The sequence below is a fragment of the Jiangella alba genome, from assembly GCF_900106035.1.
Taxonomy (GTDB): Bacteria; Actinomycetota; Actinomycetes; order Jiangellales; family Jiangellaceae; genus Jiangella; species Jiangella alba.
In genome coordinates this window covers 1,202,605-1,223,473 of record NZ_FNUC01000003.1, presented here as the reverse complement: position 1 = coordinate 1,223,473, position 20,869 = coordinate 1,202,605, and the positions used below count along the sequence as shown (strand labels likewise).

Below are 20,869 nucleotides of genomic sequence, written 5' to 3'. Positions count from 1 at the left end.
TGGATGTCGTCGTAGGCGGCACCCTAGGGTTCCGACAAGAATTGGTCAACCGGTTGACCGATCCTGTTCATGCTCCGTACGCTGGCCGACGTGACGATGGAACTGGCGATCGAGGGCGGCACGGCCGCCTTCGGACACGAACCCCCTCGGTATCCGCGCTTCTCGGCGGCGATCCTGGAGCGACTGGTCCAGGTGATCAGCACCGGGCCGACCCAAGGGCTCTCCAAGCACCATCCGGTCGTCGGAGAGTTCGAGCGGGCACTGGCCGAATTCCACGAGGTGCCGCACTGCCTGAGCGCGAGCTCCGGGCACGGCGCGCTGCAGTCCGCGCTGATCGGGCTGGAGATCGCCGACGGCGACCACGTCATCACGTCGCCGTACTCCTGGGGCGCGTCGGTGTCGTGCATCCTCCACAACGGCGCGGTCCCGGTCTTCTGCGACGTGAGCGCCGAGACCGGCCTCATCGACCCGGACGGCCTGGAGCCGGCCCTGACGCCGCACACCCGCGCCGTCCTGGTGCCGCACCTGTACGGGCAGGTCAGCGACATGACGGCGATCCTCGACTTCGCCGGCCGCCACGACCTGGCCGTGATCGAGGACGGCAGCCAGGCGCACGGCGCCCGCCACCGCGGCCGGCGCCTGGGCTCGCTCGGCGACGCCGCCGGCTTCTCGATCAACGGCGTCAAGCCGCTGGCGACGACCGAGGGCGGCTATCTGGTCACCCGCCACGAATCCGTCTACTGGACGCCGACCATCAGCGCCCAGCACGCCGGGCGAGGCGAGCTGATCGGGCGCGCCAGCGAACCGGGCTTCCCCGACGACTTGCGCGACCTCGTCGACACGCTCGTCTACACCTACCGGCCCAACCTCGCCTCACTGATCCTGGCGCTGGACCAACTGCCGCACGTCGACGAGCTCAACGCGAACCGGCGCGCCAACGCCGAGGCGCTGCGGAAGAAGATCGACGGCCTCGACCTGTTCGCGATGCCGGCCCATCCGGCCGACGACTCGCCCGTCTACCACATGGTGACGATCAACGTCCGCGTCCCCGAGTGGCGCGACGCGATCCTGCGGGTGCTCCAGGCCGAGGGCGTCCCGGCGGTCTCGTACGTGGCCCGCGGCCTCAACGAGTCGCCGCGGCTGAGCCCGTCGTACGCCGGGCCGAAGGTGATGTGGACCGGCGCCATCCGGCGCTCCGGATACGACGCGACGGCGGCGGACCTCCCCGGCATGCGGGCGAAGGTGGCCGCGTCGATCGAGATCCCGTGGAACTACGTCGAGGAGAACGAGGACCTCACCACCGACCTGGCGCACGCCTTCGCGAAGATCCAGGCCAACACCGGCGCGCTGCGGCGGCTCGCCGCATGACCGGCCGGCTCGCTCGCGCCGCGGCCGGGCCGCACGACGGCTACCGGTCCCGCTTCCACGGCCGGATCGTCGACGTCCACACGCACTTCTCCGTCGGCGCCCGTGACGCGGCCGTCGCCGCCGTGCGGGCCGCGGGCCTCGGCGGGCTGGTCAACCTCGTCGGAGCCTGGCCGCCGCAGCCGTTCGAGGAGTGGCGGGCCGGCTGGAGCGGAGACCGCACGGTCGCCGGGATGGTCCTCTTCCACGCCCCCGACCTCTCGGGCATCGGTTCCCCCGGCTTCGAGCGGGACCTCGCCGCCGACGTCCAGCACGCCTTCGAGCTGGGCGCCCGCGGCCTCAAGATCTGGAAGCAGCTGGGCCTCTGGCTCACCGACGCGCACGGCGACCGGGTCGCCGTCGACGACGAGCGGCTGGCGCCGATGTGGGAGTGCGCCGCGCGGCACCGGCGTCCGGCCGGCATCCACATCGCCGACCCGGAACCGTTCTTCCAGCCCGTCGCGCCGGACAACCCGCGCTACACCGAGCTGCTGGAACGACCCGACTGGTCCTTCGCCGGCGAGGAGTTCCCCAGCCTGGAGACGCTGCACGACGAGTTCGAGCGGCTGGTGTCGGCGCATCCGGCGACGGACTTCGTCGCGCTGCACGGCGGCTGCTTCATCCCGTTCGACCGCCTGCACCGGATGATGCGGCGGTATCCGAACCTCTGGCTGGAGACGTCGGCGCGCGTCCTCGACCTCGCCCAGGAGCCGGCAGCGGCCCGGACACTGCTGTGCGACTTCGCCGACCGGGTGCTCTTCGGCAGCGACTACGCGCGCATGGCCGGCTGGCTGGACCAGCCGCTGCCCGGCGAGTACCCCGACCTCACCCGGGCCTTCTACGCACGGAACCTGGCCTTCTACGAGACCGGCCTGGACGGGATCGGCAACCCGTTCCCGTTCCAGTCCGAGGCGACGATCCGCGGCCTCGACCTGCCCGACGACGTCCTGGAGAAGCTGTACTTCCGGAACGCGCAGCGGTTGCTGGACCTGCCGGCTACCTGAGCACGGAGTCGACGAAGGTGGCGAGGTTGCGGCGGGCGCGGGCGATCTTCTCCTCGACCGGGCTGGTCTCGAACGGCTGGACGCCGACGATGGCCTGCTTGCGGCCGCGGACGTAGAGGGAGCAGGCGAGGTCGGCGCAGAGGTACTGGCCGACGCTGTTGCCCTGGCGGCCGGCCTCGCCGGCGCGGCGGGCGGTCATCAGCGACACGCCTCCGCCGGTGTGTGCCGTCATGCAGAGCGAGCACATGCTGCTGTGCGTGAAGCCGCGGCCGGACTTCGGGTTCGCCCGCAGCGTGACGCCGAGCAGTCCGCCGTCGTCGCGTTCGGTGACGATGTAGGCGCGGTCGGGCGCGCCGGGGTCGCGCCAGCCGAGGAAGTCGAGGTCGTCCCACGGCTGGTCGGCGAGGTCGCGAGGGAGGTTCAGCCGCTGCGCCTCGCCCTTGGAGCAGTTGACGAAGCTGCGGCGGATGTCCTTCTCGATGACCGGCCTCATGCTCGCGACGCTAACCCGGCCGATTTCGGCGAGCAACGCAATTAGCGCTCACGCGAACAGGATGCGCCGAGCCGCTGCCCGGCCGGGCGGCGTGCGCAGCAGCGCGAACCCCGCGGCCGCGGCGGCCGGCGTGCGCACCCGGGCCAGTCCCTGCCGCAACGCGAGCCGGCCGCGGAATCGGGCCCGCAGCTCGGCGCCGTCGTAGTGGGCGAGGGCGTCGGGGCGCCCGGTCCGCAGGGCGTCGTCGAGGACGGAGGCGGCGCGCTCGGACAGCCGCAGGCAGGGGTCGAGCCCGCCGGCCGTCAGCGGCGAGACGGCGCCCGCGGCGTCGCCGACCAGCAGGCCGTCGGGGCCGCTGATGCGCCGCAGCATGCCACCGACCGGGATCGGGCCGCCGCGCCGCTCGACCTCGGCCTCGGCCGGACGCCGCAGGCCGTCGAGGCCGGGCGCCGCGGCGCTGAACCGGGCCAGCGCCCGGCGCATGCCGTCGGGGAAGCGGTCGGCGTACCCGGCGACGCCGACGTGCGCGTGCCGGCCGTCGTCGACGACCCAGGCGAGGTAGCCGGGGGCGAGCGCGGGGTCGACGACGCAGTGGAAGGTCGGCGGCCGCTCCCCCGCCGGGACGGCGAACACCTCCTCGGCGCCGGTGAGCAGGTGCTCGTTGCGGTCGAGGGCGAGGTCGCGCGCCACCCGCGAGCGCGCGCCGTCGGCGCCGACGACGAACCGCGCCCGCACCCGCTGCGGCCCGTCCGGCCCGCTGAGCAGGTACGACGACCGTCCGCGTCCCTCGTAGCGGGTGCCGAGCAGCACCCGTACGCCCGCCGCTTCCGCCGTCCGCGCGCCCGCCCCGTACAGCGCCGCCATGTCGCCGACGCGGTACTCGTCGCGCTCGCTGACCAGCGTGACGGGGCGGCGCCGGCTGGGCGGATAGAGGACGACGCGGCGGATCGGCGGGCCCAGGTGCTCGGGCGGCAGCGCGAAGTCGTCGAGCGTGCGGCGGACGAAGATCCCGGTGGTGCGGACGGCGCCGCCGAGCCGCGCCCGCCGCTCGGCCAGCAGCACGTCGTGACCGGCGCGCGCCAGCAGCGTCGCCGTGTGCAGCCCGGCCAGCCCGGCGCCGACGACCAGCACGTCGGCCCTCACTCGTCACCGTCCGGGACCCATTCGAGCAGGTCGCCGGGCTGGCAGCCGAGGACCCGGCACATCGCCTCCAGCGTGCTGAACCGGACCGCCTTCGCCCGGCCGTTCTTCAGGACGGCGACGTTGGCCGGCGTCAGCCCGACCCGTTCCGCGAACTCGCCGACGCTCAGCTTCCGCTTCGCCAGCTCGACGTCGATGCGCACGACGATGGGCATCAGATCACCGCGTCCATGTCCGCACGCAGCGTGGTGGCCTGCCGGAGCAGCGCCCGCATGACGATCATCAGCAGCACCAGCGCTCCCCCGGCCAGCACGACCCCGAACAGCAGCACCGGCAGCCCCGGCCCGTCGACCAGCACGCTCACCGAGACGAACGCGGCCAGCGCCAGCGCCCACGCGACGACCATGGTCGCCACGATCGCGTTCACCCAGACGAACGCGGCCTCGCTGAAGATGCGCCCGGCCCGGACCATGCCGAGCAGCCGCCAGGTGCAGACGATGACGACCTGCACGCACACCAGCTCGACGACGGAGAACGCCAGCGCCGGCCACTGCAGGAACGCGAGGTCGGGCTCGTCGTCGGCGAGGGAGGCGAGTGTCGGCGGCAGGACGGCGACCTGCGCCACGACCAGTCCGGCGAACAGCAGGACGAGCAGGACGCGGAGCGGGCCGACGGCCCGGTGCGTGGACGGCATGCGCCGACTTTCGCCCGATATCAATCGAAAGTCAATAGATTTCGCTCGATGATCCGCCCACGGCGGCCGGCTGCTTGCGGGGAATCCCCCGCGCCGCGAACAGGGCGGCCAGCGCCAGCAGGGCCAGCAGCGAGAGCGCCGAGCGCAGACCGTCGACGCGCGCCTCGGCGTTGGCGTCGACGACCGCCGCGGTGACGTCCGCGGGGACGCCGGCGTCGTCGAGCGCGCTGGTCAGCTGGTCGTCGGAGACGAACGGCACGCCGCCGGCCAGCTCGGCCTCGGCCTGTGTGGTCAGCTCCGCCGGGACGTCCGGGTCGGCGCGCACGTTCGTGAGGAACGACGTCGTCAGCGCCGCGATCAGCACGGCGCCGGCCAGCGCCGTCCCGATCGACGACCCGAGGAACATCACGCTGTTCTGGACGCCGCCGACCTCGTCGCTGCGCTCGTCCGGCACCGACGACACCGTGACGCTGCCCAGCTGCGACGCCAGCGCGCCGATGCCGAGCCCGGCCAGGATCAACGGCCAGCTGACGATCTCGGCTCCGGCGTCGGCGTCGAGCACCGCGACCAGCCACACGATGCCGGCGCACATCGACAGGAAGCCGGCCCGCACGACCAGCCGCGGCGACGCGCCGGGCAGCAGCTTCGGGATCCCGAGCGCCGTCGCGAGCAGCGCCAGCGACAGCGGCAGGATCCGCACGCCCGTCTCGATCGCCGACAGCCCCAGGGCGACGGAGAGGAACAGCGGCACGGTGAAGAACACCCCCGCCAGCACCACGTACTGGAAGAGGAACGCGACCAGCCCGGCCCGCAGGACGCCGTTGCGCAGCAGCGCCGGGTCGAACAGGATCGCCCGGCCGGCGTCGCGCCGCCGGCGCTCCCAGGCGGCGAACCCGAGCAGCACCAGGCCTCCGGCGAGCAGCAGCCAGATCACCGGCGACAGGCCGAGCCAGACCGGGGCGTCCGGCTTCGGGTTGACGAACCCCCAGGTCCCGGACCGGATGACGGCGAAGACGACGAGGCCGAGCCCCAGCGCCGACAGCACGGTGCCGACGACGTCCAGCCGCGCCGAGCGGTCGCCGGGCGCGTCGGCCAGCCGCCGCGTCAGCACCAGGATCGCGCCGACGATCAGCACCTCGCCCGCGAACACCCACCGCCACGACGCGTACGTCGTCAGCGCCCCGCCGATCAGCGGACCAAGCGCGACGGCGATCGCGCCGGCCGCCGCCACCAGCCCGTACGCTCGCGGCCGGGCGCCGCGGTCGAAGTTCGTCGCGATGAGAGCGACGATCGCCGGCATGATCAGCGCCGCGCCGACGCCCTCCAGCACGGACCAGCCGACCAGCAGCACCGTCAGGTTCTGCGCCAGCGACGTCGTCAGCGATCCGCAGCCGTAGACGACGCAGCCGATCGCGAACGCCCGCTTGCGCCCCAGGATCTCGCCGATCTTCCCGCCGGTGATCATCAGCGACGACATCACCAGCGTGTAGAACGTGATGGCGGACTGGATCCCGGTGACGGTCGTGTCGAGGTCCGCGGCGACGGTGGCGATGGACACGTTCATGACCGAGCTGTCCAGCGCCATCAGGAACTGCCCCGACGCCAGCGTCAGCAGGATCAGCCCCGACGCTGCCTGCGCCGGGCCCGCCGCGACCGGCCCTCTGGACTCCACCATGAGGCACCCCCGTCCAGGACTCGCATCTCAGCGTGCCCTGGACGGGGCGGCCCGCCCTCACCCGTCGCGTGGGAGAGCGGACGGGCCCGGCCTCAGCTCGCCGGGCCGGTGCCGACGTTGAGGATGTTGCCGTCGGGATCCTTGAACCAGGCGCCGCGGAACGGCCCCATCTCGGCGATGCCGTGCTCGTCGGTCTTGAGCCCCGGCAGGTCGTACTGCTCGAACATGACGCCCTTGCCCGCCAGCTCCGCCACCGTCGCGTCGGCGTCGTCCACCATCCACGTCGCCACCGTCTGCGTCGCGCCGCCGGCGAACTCGCTGGCGTAGAGCAGGAACCGGGTGCCGCCGGATCGGTACAGGATGCCGCCGGTGGCGTCCTCCATCTCGGGACTGAACCCCAGGGTCTTCTCGTAGAAGGCCCGTGCCCGCGCGAGGTCGCCCGTCGCGATCGTCGCGTAGACCGGATAGTCATTCAGCATGACCACCACCCCCTCCTCGAACGTACGCGCCTCACGACGCGATGGCCAGGGGTGACGGGGGTCCACGCAGCGGGACGACTAGGCTGCGCCGGATGATCACCGTCGTCGACTACGACCCCGGCTGGCCCGAACGGTTCGCGCGCCTGCGCGACGAGTACGCGACGGCGATGGCTACGGCCGGGGTGCCGGTCGTCGCCGTCGAGCACGTCGGCAGCACGTCGGTGCCGGGCCTCGCCGCGAAGCCGGTCATCGACTGCGACATCGTGGTCGCCCGCGCCGCCGTCGGCGCCGCGTCCGAGGTGCTGACCGGACTCGGCTTCCGTCCGCTCGGCGAACTCGGCATCCCGCTGCGGTGGGCGTTCGCGGAACCGGACCGGCTGGCCGGCACGAACACCTACGTGATCGTCGAGGGGTCCCTGGCGCTGCGCAACCACCTCGCCGTCCGCGACATCCTGCGCCGCGACGCCCGCCTGCGCGACGAGTACGCGGCGGTGAAACGGCGGGTCGGCGCCACCGCCGCCACCATCGACGACTACGGGCAGGGGAAGAACGCCATGGTGCAGCGCCTCCTCGCCGCGGCCGGCCTCAGCGACGCCGACCGCGCCTCGATCGACGCGAACCAGGTCCCCTCCCACGACGAGGTCCCCCGCTGACACCGCGCCCGAGGGTGCTGTCACCCTGACCAGAGGCACCAGGGTGGGCGCCCGATCCAGGGGGATCATCATGACCACCAGCCGGCCGCGAGGAGCAGGTCGTGACCCTGCAAGGGCAGGTCGACGATCTCACGACCGCGGAGTTCTTCTCGCTGGCCCCGTTCGGCGAGTACGACACCGTCGAGTTCCAGGTCGACGGGCAGTACTGAGGTCAGGACGTGCCGGACGGGTTGTCGATGACGAGGCGCCACGCGCCGTCGTCGCCGCGGCGCAGGACGTCGGTGGCGACGCCGGAGAGGGCGAGGCCGGTGGCGGTGACGGACCAGTCGACGACGATCAGGGCGAGGTCGCCGGTGGCGTAGGCGTGCCGCAGGCTCGCGGTCATCGTGGCGCCGAGGCCGATGAGGTGGCCGTTGGCCGCCAGTCGCCCGGGGCCGGTCGCCGGGTGGCCCGGTACCGGCACGAGCAGGCCGTCGTCCTCGTAGAGGCGGTCGAGCGCGGCGGCGTCGCCGGCGTTGAAGAGGCGCACCCAGCGGTCGACGTGGCGGGTGAAGGGGGAGGTGTCATGAGCAGTCGTCATGACCCCCACATCGTACCGCGACGCCTCCCGCCGTCAGCGGGCGGCCCCGAACGGCGGCTGACCGGCCAGCAGCCCGCCGTCGACGGCGAGGGTGGCGCCGGTGACGAACGCGGCGGCGTCGCCGCAGAGCCAGAGCGCGGCCGCGGCCACCTCGTCCGGCGTGCCGAGCCGGTGGACGGGAACGGCGGCGGCGACCCGCTCGCGGGCGGCCTCCCCCGCGCGGTCCAGGGCCTCGGTGTGCGTCGGCCCGGGCGCGAGCGCGTTGACGCGGACGCCGTCGGCGGCGTGGTCGAGCGCGGCGGTCTTGGTCAGCCCGATCAGCCCGTGCTTGGCGGCGACGTACGGCGCCAGCCCGGCCACCGCCTCGAGGCCGGTCGTCGATGCGACGTTGACGATGGCGCCGCCGCCCGACGACGCCATGACGGCGATCTCGGCGCGCAGCGACAGGAACGCACCGCGCAGGCTGACGGCGAGCGTCCGGTCCCACTCGTCGACGTCGAGCCGGGCCAGCGGCGTGGGCCGGCCGCCGTGTGCGGCCGCGGCGTTGACGGCGGCGTCGAGCCGCCCGAACCGGTCGACGGCGGCCGCGACCATCCGCTCCGCGTCGTCGGCCCGGGCCAGATCGGCCGCGACGACCAGGGCCGTCCCGCCGTCCGCCTCGATGCCCGCCCGCACCTCCGCCAGAGCCCCGGCGTCGCGCGCCACCAGCACGACCGCCGCCCCCGCGGCGGCGAACGCCCGCGCCGTCGCCGCGCCGATGCCGCGGCTCGCCCCCGTGACGAGCGCGACCCTGCCGTCGAAGCCGTTCATTACAGTGACTGTAATCCACCTTCTGGCCCAGCGCACGAAGCGGCGGCTGGCCCTGTCGCGGCCCCGGCGCCGAGCGCGACGATGTCCGGATGCGCTTCCGCCACGCGCCGGAGATCTGGACCGGCCACCCCACGCTGGCCGCCGGGGTCCTCGTCGTCGACGGGGTGAGCGACCGCGCCGCGGCCGGCGACGCCGTCGCCCGCCACCTCGGCACGGCCCGGGCGCTGCTGGACGCCGGACCGGCCAGCGCGCTGCCGCAGCTGCAGGCCTGGCGGCGCACGTTCGCCGCCATGGGCCTGAAGCCGACGCAGTACCGGTGCGCCGCCGAGTCGCTGTTGCGCCGCCTCGGCAAGGACGGCGACCTGCCGCGCATCCACCCGCTGGTCGACCTGTGCAACGCGGCGTCGGCCGCCGCCGCGATCCCCGTCGCCGCGCTGGACCGCGACCGCGTCAAGGGCGATCTCGAGGTCCGCCGGGCGCACGGCGACGAGGCGTACACCGCGTTCGGCGGCGAGATCGAGCGACCCGCGCCGGGTGAGGTGATCTTCGCCGACGAGGCCGGCCACGCGCACGCCCGCCGCTGGACGTACAAGCAGAGCGGCACGTCGATCGTCCGGCCCGAGACCCGCGACGTGCTGATCGTGTCCGAGGCGCTGCACCCCGGCGCCGCGGCCGACGTCGAGGCGCTGCTGACGGCGCTGGCGGACGACCTGGCCGCCGCCTGGCCCGGCGTGACGCCGCGGCTGACGATGCTGACGAGCGAGCGGCCGGCCGTGGAACTCGCTGGCTGACCCCGCCGCGGCTGTGATGGGGTGGCGTCGTGGATGCCGCCGCCATCGCCGGCCGCTTCGGTCTCGGCGCCCGCGCGACCCTGTCCGACGGCCCGGTCGCGCGCGGCAAGCAGGGCGCCGTCTGGCGGCTGACCACGGCAGACGGACGGTGGGCGGTCAAGGTCCCGTTCCGCCACGAGGACGAGGCCGCGCTGGCGCCCGCCGCCGCGTTCCAGGAGGCCGCCGCCGCGTCCGGCGTCCCGGCCCCGCGCATCCGCCGCACCGCCGAAGGCGCCCTGTTCGCCGTCGTCGACGGGGTCCGGCTGCGGGTCTACGAGTGGGTCGACCTCGGCGCGCCCGACCCGCTGCTCGACCCGGAGCTGGCCGGCGCCGCCGTCGCCGCGATCCACCGCGTGCCGGGCGCCGAACCGGCCGCGCCGTTCACCGACCCTGACCGCTGGTACCTCGACCCCGTCGGCGCCGAGCGGTGGGACGCGCTGATCACCGAGCTGGACGGGGCCGGCGCGCCGTTCGCCGCCGACCTCGCCGCGCTGCGCGACGAGCTGGTCGCGCTGGAGGCGTGGCTCGCTCCCCCGGCGGCGCCGCGGACCTGTCACCGCGATCTCATGGCCGACAACCTGCTCCCGGCGGCGGGCGGCGGCGTCTGCGTCATCGACTGGGAGAACAGCGGCCCGGCCGATCCGGCGCAGGAACTGGCCGTCGTGCTGTTCGAGTACGCGCGCACCGACCCCGGCCGGGCCCGCGCCCTCGTCGCCGCGTACGAGGACGCCGGCGGCCCGGCGCGCCTCACCGGCCGCGGCGACTTCTCCATGCTGATCGCGCAGCTCGGCCACATCACCGAGCTGGCGGCCACCGACTGGCTGCGGCCGAACGACCGCTCGCCCGGCCGGGCCGAGGCGGAGGCGTGGATCCGCGAGACGCTCGACGATCCACACTCACGCGACCGGCTCGACGGGCTGCTCGCGAGCCTCACCCGCGGTGGATGAGGTGCGGACGCGTCCCCGGCCGCATGCTCGGAAGCCGGAGTGGAAGGACGTGGTCGGCATGGCACTGGGACGACGACGCGAACGCCGGGAGGAACGCCGCGAGGAGCGGCACGGGGGCGGGGGCGTCCACTATCGAATGCGGCAGCGACTGGTGTCCATCGGCGACGACTTCTGGATCGAGACCGACGACGGGGAGCGCGCGTACAAGGTGGACGGGAAGGCGCTGCGGCTGCGCAAGACGCTGATCCTCGAGGACGCCCACGGCCACGAGGTGGCGAAGATCCAGGAACGGGTCATGCGGGTGAAGGACTCGATGGAGGTCGAGGACCCCGACGGCAACCGGATCGCGTTGATCAAGAAGGCGCTGGTCAGCCCGCTGCGCGATCGGTGGAGCGTCGAGATCCGCGGCGGGTCCGACCTCGACGTCCAGGGCAACGTCGTCGACCACGAGTACACGTTCACCGACGGCCGCACACCGGTGGCGACGGTCTCGAAGAAGTGGTTCCGGGTCGCCGACACCTACGGCGTCGAGGTGGCGCCCGGCCAGGACCCGGTGCCCGTGCTGGCGGCCACCGTCGCTCTCGACCTGATGACCCACGACCACTGACCCGCCCGCGTCGGGGAGAATCGCCGGGTGCGACTCACCGTCTTCGGCGGCTGCGGCGCCTGGCCGGCCGCCGGCCAGGCCTGCGGCGGCTACCTGCTCGAGCGCGACGGTTTCCGGCTGCTGGTCGACCCCGGTTACGCCGTGCTCCCGCGGCTGCTGGCGGCCATCGACGCCGCCGCGGTCGACGCCGTCGTCGTCACGCACGGGCATCCCGACCACTGCGCCGACCTCAATCCGCTGCTGCGCGCCCGGGCGCTGGCCGACGACCCGCCGGCGCCGTTGCCGGTGTTCGCCCCGGCGGGCGCCGTCGACGCCGTGCTGGCGCTGGACTCCATGCGGGCGACGAGCCGGGCCGTCGACCAGGTGCCGCTCGCCGACGGCGACCACGTGCGCATCGGGCCGTTCGACGTCACGGCCGCGGCGTTGCCGCACCACGTGCCCAACCTCGGCCTGCGCATCAGCGACGACGCCGGGACGCTGGCGTACAGCGGCGACGCCGGCCCGGATCGGGCCCTCGTCGAGCTGGCCCGCGACGCCGACCTGCTGCTCGTCGAGTCGACCTATCCCGACGCCGTGCCCGACGAGGACGCCGGGCTGCTGTGCAGCGCCGTCCAGGCCGCCGAGCAGGGTCTGGCGGCCGGCGCCCGGCACATCGCGCTGACCCACCTCTGGCCCGGGCTGGCGCCCGCCGACTTCCTGGCCGCCGCCGCACGCACCGGCGCGACCGGCGTCACCGTCGCCGCGCCGGGCCCGGCTCAGCCGATCGGCTCGTAGTCGAGCTCGAGGAAGTCCTCGACCTCCGCGGCCCAGCGGTCGGCGACGAACCCGACGTGCACGGGGTGCTCGTTGTAGGCGTCATAGGCCGCCTGGTCGGCGAACTCCATGGAGAAGCCGAAGGCGAAGTCGTTCTTCGGGCTGGTCTGCCGCAACTGCTCGAACCGCTGGACGCCGGGGATGCCGGCCAGGGCGAGCGCGGCCCGCAGGAAGTTGTGTTCCTCCTGCGAGCCGGCGGGATGACGAAGGCGGAAGGCCACCGTGTGCCGGATCATGCCCGGAGCCTAATGAGGCGCACGACCTCGCCCGTGGCCTGGATCAACAGGCGGACACTCCGGACGATCTCCACTTGCGCTCGACTCAACGAAGCCCCGCGCGCAAAGCATGAGCGCATACTCGCCGAACCGGACGCGACGACCAGCAGGCACGGCCCGCCCTGCACCGCCCACGGACGCCGCCGCTCCCCCGAGCGGCCCGGCGTCAGCCGCAGTGGATGCGGGTGCGGGTGGCCGTCGTCCAGTCGACCACGCCCTTGATGTTGACGCAGCGGTTCGACATGTCCACGCCCGCCGGGGTGTAGACGGGGCCGGCGTAGTAGCCGTACATGCCGCCGTCGCAGCCGACGCTGCTGGGGCAGGACGGCGCCGAGGAGCCGTACGGCCAGATGCTCGCCTCGGTGTACAACCGCTTCCCGTAGGTGGCGCTGGAATGGTTGACGACCAGGCAGTTGCGCTTCGCCGTGCTGGACCAGTAGACGTCCATGTAGCCGAGGACCGGGGACGAGCCGATGGGGTAGTGGCCGATGTGGCGGTACGACGAGCCGCACGGGCCGGCCATGACGCTCACGCGTTCGTCGCCGCCGACGGTGGGATCTGACTCTCCGCCGGCGGCCGCGGGGACGGAGAGACCGAGGAGCAGGAACAGAACGAAGGCAAGTGCAGAGATGGCGCGTTTCATCCGGCAGTTCCTCCTTGCCCTGCGACAACCGGATTGTCACGAACGACCCTGTCGGACCGGCCGCCCGAACGCAAGATCATTTCGGCATCGATCTCACAACGGGGACGGATTCAGGGCGTTCCGCGCCGACGACGCCCGCGTCACACCGTCGGGTCGACCCCGTCCGGCAGCACGGCCACGCAGTCGATCTCGACCTGGATGAAGGAGAAGTGGTTCCCGACGGTGGTGCGGGCCGGGTACGGCGGCTGGAACGTCTGCGCGTACAGCTCGTTGAAGCGCGCCCGCGCCTCCTCGTCGCGCAGGAACGCCCGCACCTGAACGACGTCGCGCAGCGTGGCGCCGGCGGCGGCGAGGATCTGCTCGACGTTGCGGATGGTGCGGTGGAACTCGCCGTCGAAGGTGTCGGCCACGATCCCCACGCCCGGCTCCGTCGACACCTGGCCGGACACGAACAGCAACCGGCCCACCCGCACCGCCGACGACAACGGGATGGGCGGCGGGTTGTCGGGGTCGGGCTCGATGTGCTCGATCACGCGGGCGCTCCTCGCTGGGTGGACGGACCTCGCTCACCCTCATGTGGCACGCCATTCCATGTCAACTCGGCCGACCGCGATAGCGGATACACTTCCACTATGGACGACGATCTGCCGGAGCGGCTGCGCACCCGGCTCAGGGCGCAGCGGCAGCGGCGCGAGCTGAGCCTCGAGGCGCTCGCCGCGGCCAGCGGGGTGAGCCGCAGCATGATCTCCGACATCGAGCGGGGCGCCAAGATCCCCACCGTCATCGTGCTGGCCAGGCTTGCGACGGCGCTGGGCGTCACGGTCGCGCGGCTGCTCGGCGAGGACCGGCCCGAGCGGGTGATCGTGCGCCGGCGGGCCGAGCAGCGGGCCATCACCGACGCCGACGGGTGGCAGCGGCGCATCCTCTCCCCCACGCTGCCCGGCGTCGAGTTCGAGCTCATCCGCACCACCGTCCCGGCCGGGGTCACGCTCGGCTCGTTCGCCGCACACGCGCCCGGCTCGCGCGAGTACGTCGCCGTCGAGAGCGGGGAGCTCACCGTCACCGTCGACGGCGTCGCGCACCGGCTGGCCGCCGGCGACGCGCTGTACTACGCGGGCGACGCGGTGCACGAGTTCGCCAATCCCGGCGCCACCGAGTGCGTCTACTACACCGCCATGCACGTCGCGAAGGAGCCCGCATGACCATCGAACGGCTCGACCCCGCCGCCCTGCCCGCCGCGACGGGCACCTACACCCACGGCACGCTGGTCACCGGAGCCCGCCGCACCGTCTACGTCAGCGGCCAGGTCCCCTGGGCCGACGCCGACGGCCGGGTGCCGCCGGAGTTCGACGACCAGTGCCGGCTGACGTGGCGCAACGTGCTCGCCGTGCTGGCCGAGGCCGGCATGGGCGTCGAGCACCTCGCCAAGGTCACCACCTACCTGGCCGACCGCCGCTACCGCGAGGCGAACAGCCGCATCCGCCAGGAGGTGCTCGGCGAGCACACGCCGGCGCTGACGATCATCATCACCGACATCTACGCCGAGGACTGGCTGCTCGAGATCGAGGCCGTCGCGGTCGAGAGCTGAGCACACCCTAGGCTGGCGGCCGTGCAGTTCCGGACCGCCACCCGCGCCGACCTCGACGCCATCGTCGCACTGCTCGCCGACGACGTGCTGGGGAAGGCGCGCGATGCCGGCACTGTCGACGGACGATACGAGCGCGCCTTCGCCGCCATCGACGCCGACCCCCGCAACGAGCTCATCGTCGGCGACGAAGGCGGCGAGGTGGTGGCGTGCCTGCAGCTGACCTTCATCCCGGGGCTGGGCCGGCACGGGGCCGAGCGCTGCCAGGTCGAGGCGGTCCGGGTCCGATCCGACCGGCGCGGCGACGGCGTGGGCGGACGGCTGATGGCCTGGGTCATCGACCGCGCCCGCGAGCGCGGCTGCGCCATGGTCCAGCTGACCACCGACAAGTCCCGCGCCGACGCGCACCGCTTCTACCAGCGGCTCGGCTTCGTCGCCAGCCACGAGGGCATGAAGCTCGCCCTCTGACGGGCGCACCTCGGCGCCACCCGCGGCCGCCGCACCTCCCGTCAACGCACGCGGACGGTGACGGGGACCCGCAGCTCAGGTGCGCCAGGATCGGACGTCGCCACCAGCAGCGTCGCGTGGTGCGTCGATCCCGCCGCCAGGTCGCCGGCGTCGACGTTCACCGCCAGCCGGAGCCGTCCGTCGGCCGCCACCGAACCGCTCGCCGCTCGCACGTTCAACCAGGGCACGTCGGTCGCGATGCCGGCGCACCGTTCGCCGGGTACCGGCAGGAAGCGGGCGCGGTCCAGCCCGCCGCCCATGCCGCCGAGCGACCAGATCTCGCCACCGGTCCGCCCCTCCGTGCAGAACCCGGCGGGGGCGGCGTTGACGGGCGACGGCAGCTCCGCGGCCGAGTCGATGCTCCACGTCCCGCCGTCCCAGCCGGCCAGGTCGAGTCGCTGCACCGTGGCCGTCGGCAGGCGGCCATATGGCGGGTCCTCCCGCTCGCCGCCGACGGCGTAGAGCGCCCTGTCCGTGGCGACGAGCGCGGCGCCGGCCCGCGGCTCGGCCAGGGCCGGCCCGGTCGTCCACCCACCGGTGCGCAGGTCGAGCCGCTGGACGACGTCGCTGACGGCGCCATCGTCGGTCAACCCGCCGGCCAGGTAGAGGTACGGCCCGGCCTGCGTGAACGCGGGGTCCCGGGCAGGATGCGGCATCGGCTCCTCCGGGTTCCAGGTCCCGGACGCGACGTCGTGGACGTGGACGTCCCCGGTGACCGTGCCGTCCGAGCCGCCGCCGGACCCGCCGGTCGCGCCGCCCGCCACCCAGACCCGGCCGTCCCAGGCCGCGGCCGCGGCACTCGACGTACCGGCGGGCAGCGGCGTCCCCTCCGACCAGGTGTCGCGGGCGACGTCGTAGCTGTAGTGCCGGTCGGTGTCGTCGCCGCCGAGCACGTGGATCCGGCCGGCGTCGCAGGCGGCGACCGCGCTGCGCCCAGCCTCGGGGATCGGCGCCAGCTCGGTCCAGGCGTCGTCGGCGGCATCGTACCGCCAGGTCCGGCCGCTGACCTCGATCCGCTCGTCGAGGCCGCCGATGAGGTACCCGTGGTCCGGCCGGCCCGGGCACTGGGCGGCCGCGAAGAGCATCCGCCCGCCCGGCACTGGTGCGCCGTCCGTCCAGCCGGTGGCCGCGGTCACGGCCCCGAGCGGCTGCAGCACCTCGGCCGTCTCCGTCACCGCGTAGTCGAACGCGGCGGCGCCGTCGTTGCCGAGCTCGAGCCGCTCCACGGCGTGTCCGCGGCTGCGCACGTCGATCTCCAGGCCCGCGACCGGTGCGGCGACGGCGCACGGCTCGTCCCGGCGCAGCCGCAGGTCCTTCGTCGCCGTCTCCCCGGCCTGGACGGTGACCACGCCGTCGCGCGACTGCCAGCCGTTCGCCGCCGCCGTCACCGTGACGCGCCGGTCGGAGCGGTCCAGCCAGTGCCGGTAGACGCCCTGCTCGTCCGTCGTGACCTCGACGTCGGAGACCGCGCCTCGCAGCCGGACCGTTGCGCCGGGCAGCGGGCGCTCCGGGCCGTCGCACCGGTCCAGGCCGGTGACGGTGCCGGTGATCAGCCCCCACGAGTCCGGTGCGGTGGCGTCCATCGCGACGGTCAGGGCCGGGATCGCGGACGGGGTGTCCTCGAGCAGCACCAGCCGAGCCAGGTAGTCGCCGGGCTGCCCCGCGTCGGGGCCGCTCGCGTCCAGTGTGACGGTGACCTCGGCGGACTCGCCGGGCGCGAGCGTGCGCGGGCCGCCGTCGACGGACAGCCACGGCACCGGGTCCTCCGTGGTGGTCTGGCAGTCGTCGAAGCCGGGCAGCCGCTCCACCCATGGGAACGTGCCGGGCTGACCCTGGGTGCCGCCGAGCTTGTAGAACCCACAGGTGCCGGCCAGCCGGTAGACGTCGAAGATCGAGTTGGGCAGCGAGGCCCACTCCCCCGCGGCCGGATCGTAGAAGTAGCCCTCGTTGCTGCGGTAGCCGCCGACCTGCCCGCCCGACGTCAGCAGCAGCCCGTTCGCGGCCGTGTGCGCGGTGAAGGTCACCGTCTTCGGCAGATCCGCGATGCGGTACCAGGCATCGGTGGCCGGGTTGTAGACGTAGCCGCGCGTGCTGTGCTCGACGTGTGGAGCCTGCCCGCCGGCGCAGTAGACGAGGCCGTCGATGGGACCGCAGGCCTGCCAAGACGCCGGCTCCGGATAATCGGCGACCTGGGACCACGAGTCGGCGGCGGCGTCGTAGACGTAGACGTCGCTGCTGCCGCGATCGGGCTGGTCCGCCGTCCGCCCGCCGATGACGTAGAGCTTTCCGTCGAGGATGGCCGACCCGGCCGCCGCGAAGCGCACCGGCGCGGGCGCGCCGGTCGACCAGGTGTCGGTCGCGGGTTCGTAGATGAGGACGGTGTTCGTCTCTCCGGCGCCCGCGGGTCCCCAGCCGCCCACCATGTACAGGCGGTCGCCGATGAACCCGCCCACGGGTTTGCCGCGCGGCTGCTGGAACGAGCCGGTGAACTCCCAGCGGTCCAGCGCGATGTCGTACACCATGTTCCGGTGCGACGTGCCTGACGTACTGCCGCCGACGTAGTACAGCTTGCCGTCGCGGACGGCGGCCAGGCCGTCGGTGCGTGCGTCGGGCATGTCGTGCAGCCGGACCCAGGCGGCGTCGCCGGGGTCGGGGGCCTCGGCCGCCGCACCGGCGACGGGGGCGAGCGGGCCGCCGTCGTCGGGCACGGTCTCACGCCGCAGCGGGGCACTCGGGAGGGCCGTGAGCGTCTCCCGCTGCTGGTCGAAGCCGGCGTTCCGCTCGGCCAGCTCGAAGGTGGCGGGCCCGGTGCCCGTGTTGGTGATGGTGACGGTGGCGGTCCGAGTGGCACCCACCTCGACCTGCTCCTCGACGGCTGAGGTGCTCACCTCGAGCTCTCCGGTGCCCAGCTCGAAGTCGGCCCGGGTGACGCTGCCGGGGTCGACGGTCACGGTCTGGGTCCGCCTCCCGTGCTGGCCGAGGTCGTGCGCGGCGGTCAACTCGTGGTCCCCGGCGCCCACGACGAAGGCCGCGTAGAAGCCTCCGCCGAGGCCCGGGTCGCCCGGCGTGGCCGTCGCGGTGACGTCGACCGCGCCGTCGGCACTACGCAGGGTGGCGCCGTCGAGCGGCGCCCCAGTGCGGTCGTCGCGCACCTGGCCGAGCACGATGCCGCCCTCGACCGGCTCGCAGGACCGCTCCCCCACGAGCACGTCGTCGAGCTGCCACCAGCCGTTGTTCGCGGTGTCGTTCCGGTAGTGGAAGCGCACGAGCACACCGTCGACGCCACCGGCCCCGGGCAGCGGCACTCGTTCCTGCCGCGGGCCGCGCTGGTGCGCCGTCCGCCGCCAGACGTTCTGCCAGGTCGCGCCGCCGTCGACCGAGAGGTCCGCCTCGGCCACGCCGCGCGACAACAGCAGGTCGGTCCGGAACGACAACACCGGTGCGGCGACGCCGGTGAGGTCGGCCGGCGCGGAGACCAGCACTCCGTCCTCCAGCAACTGCCCGGAGGCGCTGTCGATGCTCGCGAAGCCGCCGGCGCCCCCGGTGAGGTTGCCACGAGCACCGGAGTCGCCGGTCTCCCAGCCGTTGCCACGCACCGTCTGCACGGCCCAGCCGGCCGGCAGGCCGTCGTCGAAGGCCGCGAACGCGCCGCGGTGGGCGGGAGCGTAGCCGGGCGCCAGGCACTCGTCGGTGACGACGGAGGCGGCGAAGTCAGCCGTCAGATCGCCGTCGCCGACCTCGACCGTGCGGCTGGACGTCGCATAGCCGTCGGCGTGAGGCCGGACGGTGAGCGTGTACGCGGTCGACGCCGGCAACTCGACCTCGTAGCGACCGGTCTCGGGGTCGGTCCACACGGTGCCGTGCGGGTAGCCGGCGATGCTGATGCCCGCGTACAGAGGCCAGCCCTGGCCGGAGCCGTCGGCGACGGTGCCGCTGACGGTCACCGACGGGAGCGCCGTCAGGTCGAGGTCCAGGGTCGTGGTCGCGTCCTCGGTGACGACCACACCGCTCGCGCCGCCGGGCGCGAAGCCGTACGCCGTAGCCGTCATCTCGTAGGTCCCGGCGACCAGCGCCATCTCGTAGCGGCCGTCCGGGCCGGTCACCGTCGTGCGCTGGTAGCCGTCGCTGGTGGCGCGGAGCTGGACCCCCGGCACCGGCTCGCCGGTGGCGCCATCGGTGACGACGCCGGAGACCAGCCCGGTCGCGCCGATCGGCGAGGCCGTGACCGCCGCGAACGCGTCGAGGCGGCCCTCGCCGAACGCGTTGTTGCGCTGCTCGGTGCCACCGCACTCGGCGTTCGGGGTGTCGACGGCGGTCGTGCCGAGCAGCTCGCGGGTGCCGTCGATGTCGCCGATCAGCGACGGCGCGGCCGCCCACATGAGCGCTACGGTCGCCGTGACGTGCGGCGCCGCCATGGACGTGCCGTTGGCCGTCCCGTAGCCGCTGCCGGGGACGCTGGACCGGACCGCGACGCCGGGTGCCGCGACGTCCGGCCGGATCCGGCCGTTCGGGCCCGGCCCGCGGCTGGAGAACGGCGCGATGAGGTTCGCGGCGTCGTGCGCGCCGACGGAGTAAGCGCCCGGCGAGTCGGCCGGCGACCCGACAGTGGTGCAGCCGTTGGCGCCGTCGTTGCCGCTGGAGAAGACCGCGAAGACGCCGGCCGCGTTCCAGGCTTCGACGATCTGGTCGTAGAACGGGTCGGCGAACCCCAGCGTGTCGGCGCCCCACGAGTTGTTGACGACGTGCGGGCGCAGGTCGATGCGCGGGTTCCGGCCGTGGGTGTCGGTCGGGGCGAGGGTCCACTGGCCGGACGCGACCAATGACGTGATCGTGCAGGCCGCCTGGGCTGTGGCCTCGCAGCCCTTCGCGGCGATCCAGCGGGCGCCGGGCGCGACACCGATCGCGGTGCCGCCCTCATCGCCGCCGGCCATCGTGCCCATCGTGTGCGTGCCGTGGCCCTGGTTGTCGCACGGCGCGGCGCTCGGGCAGACGCGGGCGGGGTCGTACCAGTTGTAGTCGTGGCTGACGGTGCCGTCGGCGTTCGCGCCGCGGTAGCGCGCCGCCAGGGCCGGATGGTCGAACTGCACGCCGGTGTCGATGTTGGCGATGACCAGCCCTTCGCCGCGCACGTCGATCTCGGACCAGACGCGGTCGGCGTGGACGGCGCCGACCCCCCATTCGGCGGCGGCCGCGGCGGCCGCCTCCTGCGCTGCCGTCGTGGCCGCGGGATCGGCCGGCAGCAGCTCCGGGACGTCGTACTCGGCGACCTCGAGCACCTGGTCCACACCCGGCTGCGCGGCGACCCGCCGGGCGATCGCCTCCGTCGCGTCGCGGACCAGGATCGCGTTGGCGATCCAGTACGCCTCGTAGTCGGCGCCGGCCGCGTCCAGCTCCGCGCGGGTGGCGCTCTGGCTGTCCGCCGCGGTCTCCTGCAGGGCGGCGACCACAGCGGCGCCGCGCTCGTCCCAGTCGTCGATCCGCGCAGCGGCGGCCAGGTCGGCGCGCTCCTCGAACGCGATCATCACGTCGGTGGTCTCGCCGGCGGCGAGCGCCGACACGACGTCGTCCTCCACCTTCGCGGTCCAGGCGTCCGCGGCGTCGCCCACTGCGGTGGCGACGCCGCCGGTCGACGCTGCCGGGCCGGCGAGCGCCAGGGAACCGAGGACGACGACGGCGGACGTGAGGGCGGCGACGCGGGTGCGCACGGGCATGCTCGGCCTTCCGACGCTG

22 protein-coding genes are annotated in these 20,869 nt (G+C 74.0%); 10 read left to right on the top strand and 12 right to left on the bottom strand.

Annotated features, from left to right (window positions below; genetic code table 11):
- Positions 1-96: 96 nt before the first annotated feature.
- Positions 97-1,368: a DegT/DnrJ/EryC1/StrS family aminotransferase gene (locus tag BLV02_RS08200; protein ID WP_245737745.1), complete on the top strand. Its 1,272-nt coding sequence runs from the start codon at positions 97-99 to the stop codon at positions 1,366-1,368.
- The gene (locus BLV02_RS08195; protein ID WP_069110972.1) at positions 1,365-2,408 is read left to right on the top strand and encodes an amidohydrolase family protein; all 1,044 of its coding nucleotides are present in this window, start codon (positions 1,365-1,367) and stop codon (positions 2,406-2,408) included. The genes BLV02_RS08200 and BLV02_RS08195 overlap by 4 nt, the downstream gene beginning before the upstream one ends.
- Here BLV02_RS08195 and BLV02_RS08190 read toward each other — a convergent pair.
- From BLV02_RS08190 to BLV02_RS08165, 6 genes are all read right to left on the bottom strand, one after another.
- The gene (locus tag BLV02_RS08190; protein ID WP_069110973.1) at positions 2,401-2,901 is read right to left on the bottom strand and encodes an FBP domain-containing protein; all 501 of its coding nucleotides are present in this window, start codon (positions 2,899-2,901) and stop codon (positions 2,401-2,403) included. The two genes, BLV02_RS08195 and BLV02_RS08190, sit on opposite strands and share 8 nt — an antisense overlap.
- A 48-nt stretch (positions 2,902-2,949) precedes the next feature.
- Positions 2,950-4,044 (bottom strand): NAD(P)/FAD-dependent oxidoreductase, encoded by a 1,095-nt coding sequence (locus BLV02_RS08185; protein ID WP_069110974.1) that lies wholly within the window; start codon positions 4,042-4,044, stop codon positions 2,950-2,952.
- The gene (locus tag BLV02_RS08180; RefSeq protein WP_069110975.1) at positions 4,041-4,256 is read right to left on the bottom strand and encodes a helix-turn-helix domain-containing protein; all 216 of its coding nucleotides are present in this window, start codon (positions 4,254-4,256) and stop codon (positions 4,041-4,043) included. The genes BLV02_RS08185 and BLV02_RS08180 overlap by 4 nt, the downstream gene beginning before the upstream one ends.
- Positions 4,256-4,735 carry a DUF2975 domain-containing protein gene (locus BLV02_RS08175; RefSeq protein WP_069110976.1) on the bottom strand — a complete coding sequence of 160 codons (480 nt, stop codon included), beginning with the start codon at positions 4,733-4,735 and terminating at the stop codon, positions 4,256-4,258. The genes BLV02_RS08180 and BLV02_RS08175 overlap by 1 nt, the downstream gene beginning before the upstream one ends.
- Positions 4,736-4,766: 31 nt before the next feature.
- Positions 4,767-6,410 carry an MFS transporter gene (locus BLV02_RS08170; protein WP_069110977.1) on the bottom strand — a complete coding sequence of 548 codons (1,644 nt, stop codon included), beginning with the start codon at positions 6,408-6,410 and terminating at the stop codon, positions 4,767-4,769.
- A 92-nt stretch (positions 6,411-6,502) separates the two neighbouring features.
- Complete coding sequence (locus tag BLV02_RS08165) at positions 6,503-6,889, bottom strand: VOC family protein (RefSeq protein WP_069111144.1); 387 nt, start codon at positions 6,887-6,889, stop codon at positions 6,503-6,505.
- Positions 6,890-6,981: 92 nt separating this feature from the next.
- Here BLV02_RS08165 and BLV02_RS08160 point away from each other — a divergent pair, with 92 nt between their 5' ends.
- A complete protein-coding gene (locus BLV02_RS08160) occupies positions 6,982-7,542 on the top strand; it encodes a GrpB family protein (protein ID WP_069110978.1) in 561 nt (186 codons plus the stop codon).
- A 211-nt stretch (positions 7,543-7,753) separates the two neighbouring features.
- Here BLV02_RS08160 and BLV02_RS08155 read toward each other — a convergent pair whose 3' ends face one another.
- Together BLV02_RS08155 and BLV02_RS08150 are read right to left on the bottom strand one after the other, a co-directional pair.
- Entirely contained in the window at positions 7,754-8,122 is a 369-nt protein-coding gene (locus BLV02_RS08155; RefSeq protein WP_069110979.1) for a YybH family protein, read from the bottom strand.
- A gap of 33 nt (positions 8,123-8,155) precedes the next feature.
- Positions 8,156-8,932, bottom strand: coding sequence for an SDR family NAD(P)-dependent oxidoreductase (locus BLV02_RS08150; protein ID WP_069110980.1), 777 nt, complete (start codon positions 8,930-8,932; stop codon positions 8,156-8,158).
- Between the two features lie 89 nt (positions 8,933-9,021).
- On the opposite strand from BLV02_RS08150, the gene BLV02_RS08145 reads away from it, so the two are divergent.
- Genes BLV02_RS08145 through BLV02_RS08130 form a run of 4 tightly spaced genes read left to right on the top strand, consistent with a single transcriptional unit; the run spans position 9,022 to position 12,090 of the window.
- Positions 9,022-9,723: a B3/B4 domain-containing protein gene (locus BLV02_RS08145; RefSeq protein ID WP_069110981.1), complete on the top strand. Its 702-nt coding sequence runs from the start codon at positions 9,022-9,024 to the stop codon at positions 9,721-9,723.
- 29 nt (positions 9,724-9,752) lie between these two features.
- Positions 9,753-10,709, top strand: a complete 957-nt coding sequence (locus tag BLV02_RS08140) for a phosphotransferase enzyme family protein (protein WP_069110982.1) — start codon at positions 9,753-9,755, stop codon at positions 10,707-10,709.
- Between the two features lie 58 nt (positions 10,710-10,767).
- Positions 10,768-11,316 carry an LURP-one-related/scramblase family protein gene (locus tag BLV02_RS08135; RefSeq protein ID WP_069111145.1) on the top strand — a complete coding sequence of 183 codons (549 nt, stop codon included), beginning with the start codon at positions 10,768-10,770 and terminating at the stop codon, positions 11,314-11,316.
- Positions 11,317-11,343: 27 nt separating this feature from the next.
- A complete protein-coding gene (locus tag BLV02_RS08130) occupies positions 11,344-12,090 on the top strand; it encodes an MBL fold metallo-hydrolase (protein ID WP_069110983.1) in 747 nt (248 codons plus the stop codon).
- Here BLV02_RS08130 and BLV02_RS08125 read toward each other — a convergent pair.
- The 3 genes from BLV02_RS08125 to BLV02_RS08115 all read right to left on the bottom strand — a co-directional run bounded on the left by BLV02_RS08125 (position 12,072) and on the right by BLV02_RS08115 (position 13,580).
- Positions 12,072-12,365 (bottom strand): Dabb family protein, encoded by a 294-nt coding sequence (locus tag BLV02_RS08125; RefSeq protein ID WP_069110984.1) that lies wholly within the window; start codon positions 12,363-12,365, stop codon positions 12,072-12,074. The two genes, BLV02_RS08130 and BLV02_RS08125, sit on opposite strands and share 19 nt — an antisense overlap.
- 205 nt (positions 12,366-12,570) lie before the next feature.
- Positions 12,571-13,047 carry a hypothetical protein gene (locus BLV02_RS08120; protein WP_216094157.1) on the bottom strand — a complete coding sequence of 159 codons (477 nt, stop codon included), beginning with the start codon at positions 13,045-13,047 and terminating at the stop codon, positions 12,571-12,573.
- A gap of 140 nt (positions 13,048-13,187) precedes the next feature.
- Positions 13,188-13,580: a RidA family protein gene (locus BLV02_RS08115; protein WP_069110985.1), complete on the bottom strand. Its 393-nt coding sequence runs from the start codon at positions 13,578-13,580 to the stop codon at positions 13,188-13,190.
- A gap of 99 nt (positions 13,581-13,679) precedes the next feature.
- Here BLV02_RS08115 and BLV02_RS08110 point away from each other — a divergent pair, with 99 nt between their 5' ends.
- From BLV02_RS08110 to BLV02_RS08100, 3 genes are read left to right on the top strand one after another with little or no spacing between them, the layout of a single operon-like run.
- Positions 13,680-14,249: a helix-turn-helix domain-containing protein gene (locus BLV02_RS08110; RefSeq protein WP_069110986.1), complete on the top strand. Its 570-nt coding sequence runs from the start codon at positions 13,680-13,682 to the stop codon at positions 14,247-14,249.
- Entirely contained in the window at positions 14,246-14,635 is a 390-nt protein-coding gene (locus BLV02_RS08105; RefSeq protein ID WP_069110987.1) for a RidA family protein, read from the top strand. Before BLV02_RS08110 ends, BLV02_RS08105 begins: the two co-directional genes overlap by 4 nt.
- A 12-nt stretch (positions 14,636-14,647) precedes the next feature.
- Complete coding sequence (locus tag BLV02_RS08100) at positions 14,648-15,100, top strand: GNAT family N-acetyltransferase (RefSeq protein WP_069110988.1); 453 nt, start codon at positions 14,648-14,650, stop codon at positions 15,098-15,100.
- Between the two features lie 41 nt (positions 15,101-15,141).
- Here BLV02_RS08100 and BLV02_RS08095 read toward each other — a convergent pair whose 3' ends face one another.
- Positions 15,142-20,850: a S8 family serine peptidase gene (locus BLV02_RS08095; protein ID WP_069110989.1), complete on the bottom strand. Its 5,709-nt coding sequence runs from the start codon at positions 20,848-20,850 to the stop codon at positions 15,142-15,144.
- Positions 20,851-20,869 lie beyond the last annotated feature (19 nt).

Bases quoted from the DNA above. Each gene is read 5' to 3' on its own strand.
- BLV02_RS08135 (WP_069111145.1), top strand. From the start codon at position 10,768: ATGGCACTGGGACGACGACGCGAACGCCGGGAGGAACGCCGCGAGGAG.
- BLV02_RS08105 (WP_069110987.1), top strand. From the start codon at position 14,246: ATGACCATCGAACGGCTCGACCCCGCCGCCCTGCCCGCCGCGACGGGC.
- BLV02_RS08095 (WP_069110989.1), bottom strand. From the start codon at position 20,850: ATGCCCGTGCGCACCCGCGTCGCCGCCCTCACGTCCGCCGTCGTCGTC.
- BLV02_RS08170 (WP_069110977.1), bottom strand. From the start codon at position 6,410: ATGGTGGAGTCCAGAGGGCCGGTCGCGGCGGGCCCGGCGCAGGCAGCG.
- BLV02_RS08200 (WP_245737745.1), top strand. From the start codon at position 97: ATGGAACTGGCGATCGAGGGCGGCACGGCCGCCTTCGGACACGAACCC.
- BLV02_RS08165 (WP_069111144.1), bottom strand. From the start codon at position 6,889: ATGCTGAATGACTATCCGGTCTACGCGACGATCGCGACGGGCGACCTC.
- BLV02_RS08155 (WP_069110979.1), bottom strand. From the start codon at position 8,122: ATGACGACTGCTCATGACACCTCCCCCTTCACCCGCCACGTCGACCGC.
- BLV02_RS08110 (WP_069110986.1), top strand. From the start codon at position 13,680: ATGGACGACGATCTGCCGGAGCGGCTGCGCACCCGGCTCAGGGCGCAG.
- BLV02_RS08145 (WP_069110981.1), top strand. From the start codon at position 9,022: ATGCGCTTCCGCCACGCGCCGGAGATCTGGACCGGCCACCCCACGCTG.
- BLV02_RS08150 (WP_069110980.1), bottom strand. From the start codon at position 8,932: ATGAACGGCTTCGACGGCAGGGTCGCGCTCGTCACGGGGGCGAGCCGC.
- BLV02_RS08190 (WP_069110973.1), bottom strand. From the start codon at position 2,901: ATGAGGCCGGTCATCGAGAAGGACATCCGCCGCAGCTTCGTCAACTGC.
- BLV02_RS08160 (WP_069110978.1), top strand. From the start codon at position 6,982: ATGATCACCGTCGTCGACTACGACCCCGGCTGGCCCGAACGGTTCGCG.
- BLV02_RS08120 (WP_216094157.1), bottom strand. From the start codon at position 13,047: ATGAAACGCGCCATCTCTGCACTTGCCTTCGTTCTGTTCCTGCTCCTC.
- BLV02_RS08175 (WP_069110976.1), bottom strand. From the start codon at position 4,735: ATGCCGTCCACGCACCGGGCCGTCGGCCCGCTCCGCGTCCTGCTCGTC.
- BLV02_RS08180 (WP_069110975.1), bottom strand. From the start codon at position 4,256: ATGCCCATCGTCGTGCGCATCGACGTCGAGCTGGCGAAGCGGAAGCTG.
- BLV02_RS08195 (WP_069110972.1), top strand. From the start codon at position 1,365: ATGACCGGCCGGCTCGCTCGCGCCGCGGCCGGGCCGCACGACGGCTAC.
- BLV02_RS08125 (WP_069110984.1), bottom strand. From the start codon at position 12,365: ATGATCCGGCACACGGTGGCCTTCCGCCTTCGTCATCCCGCCGGCTCG.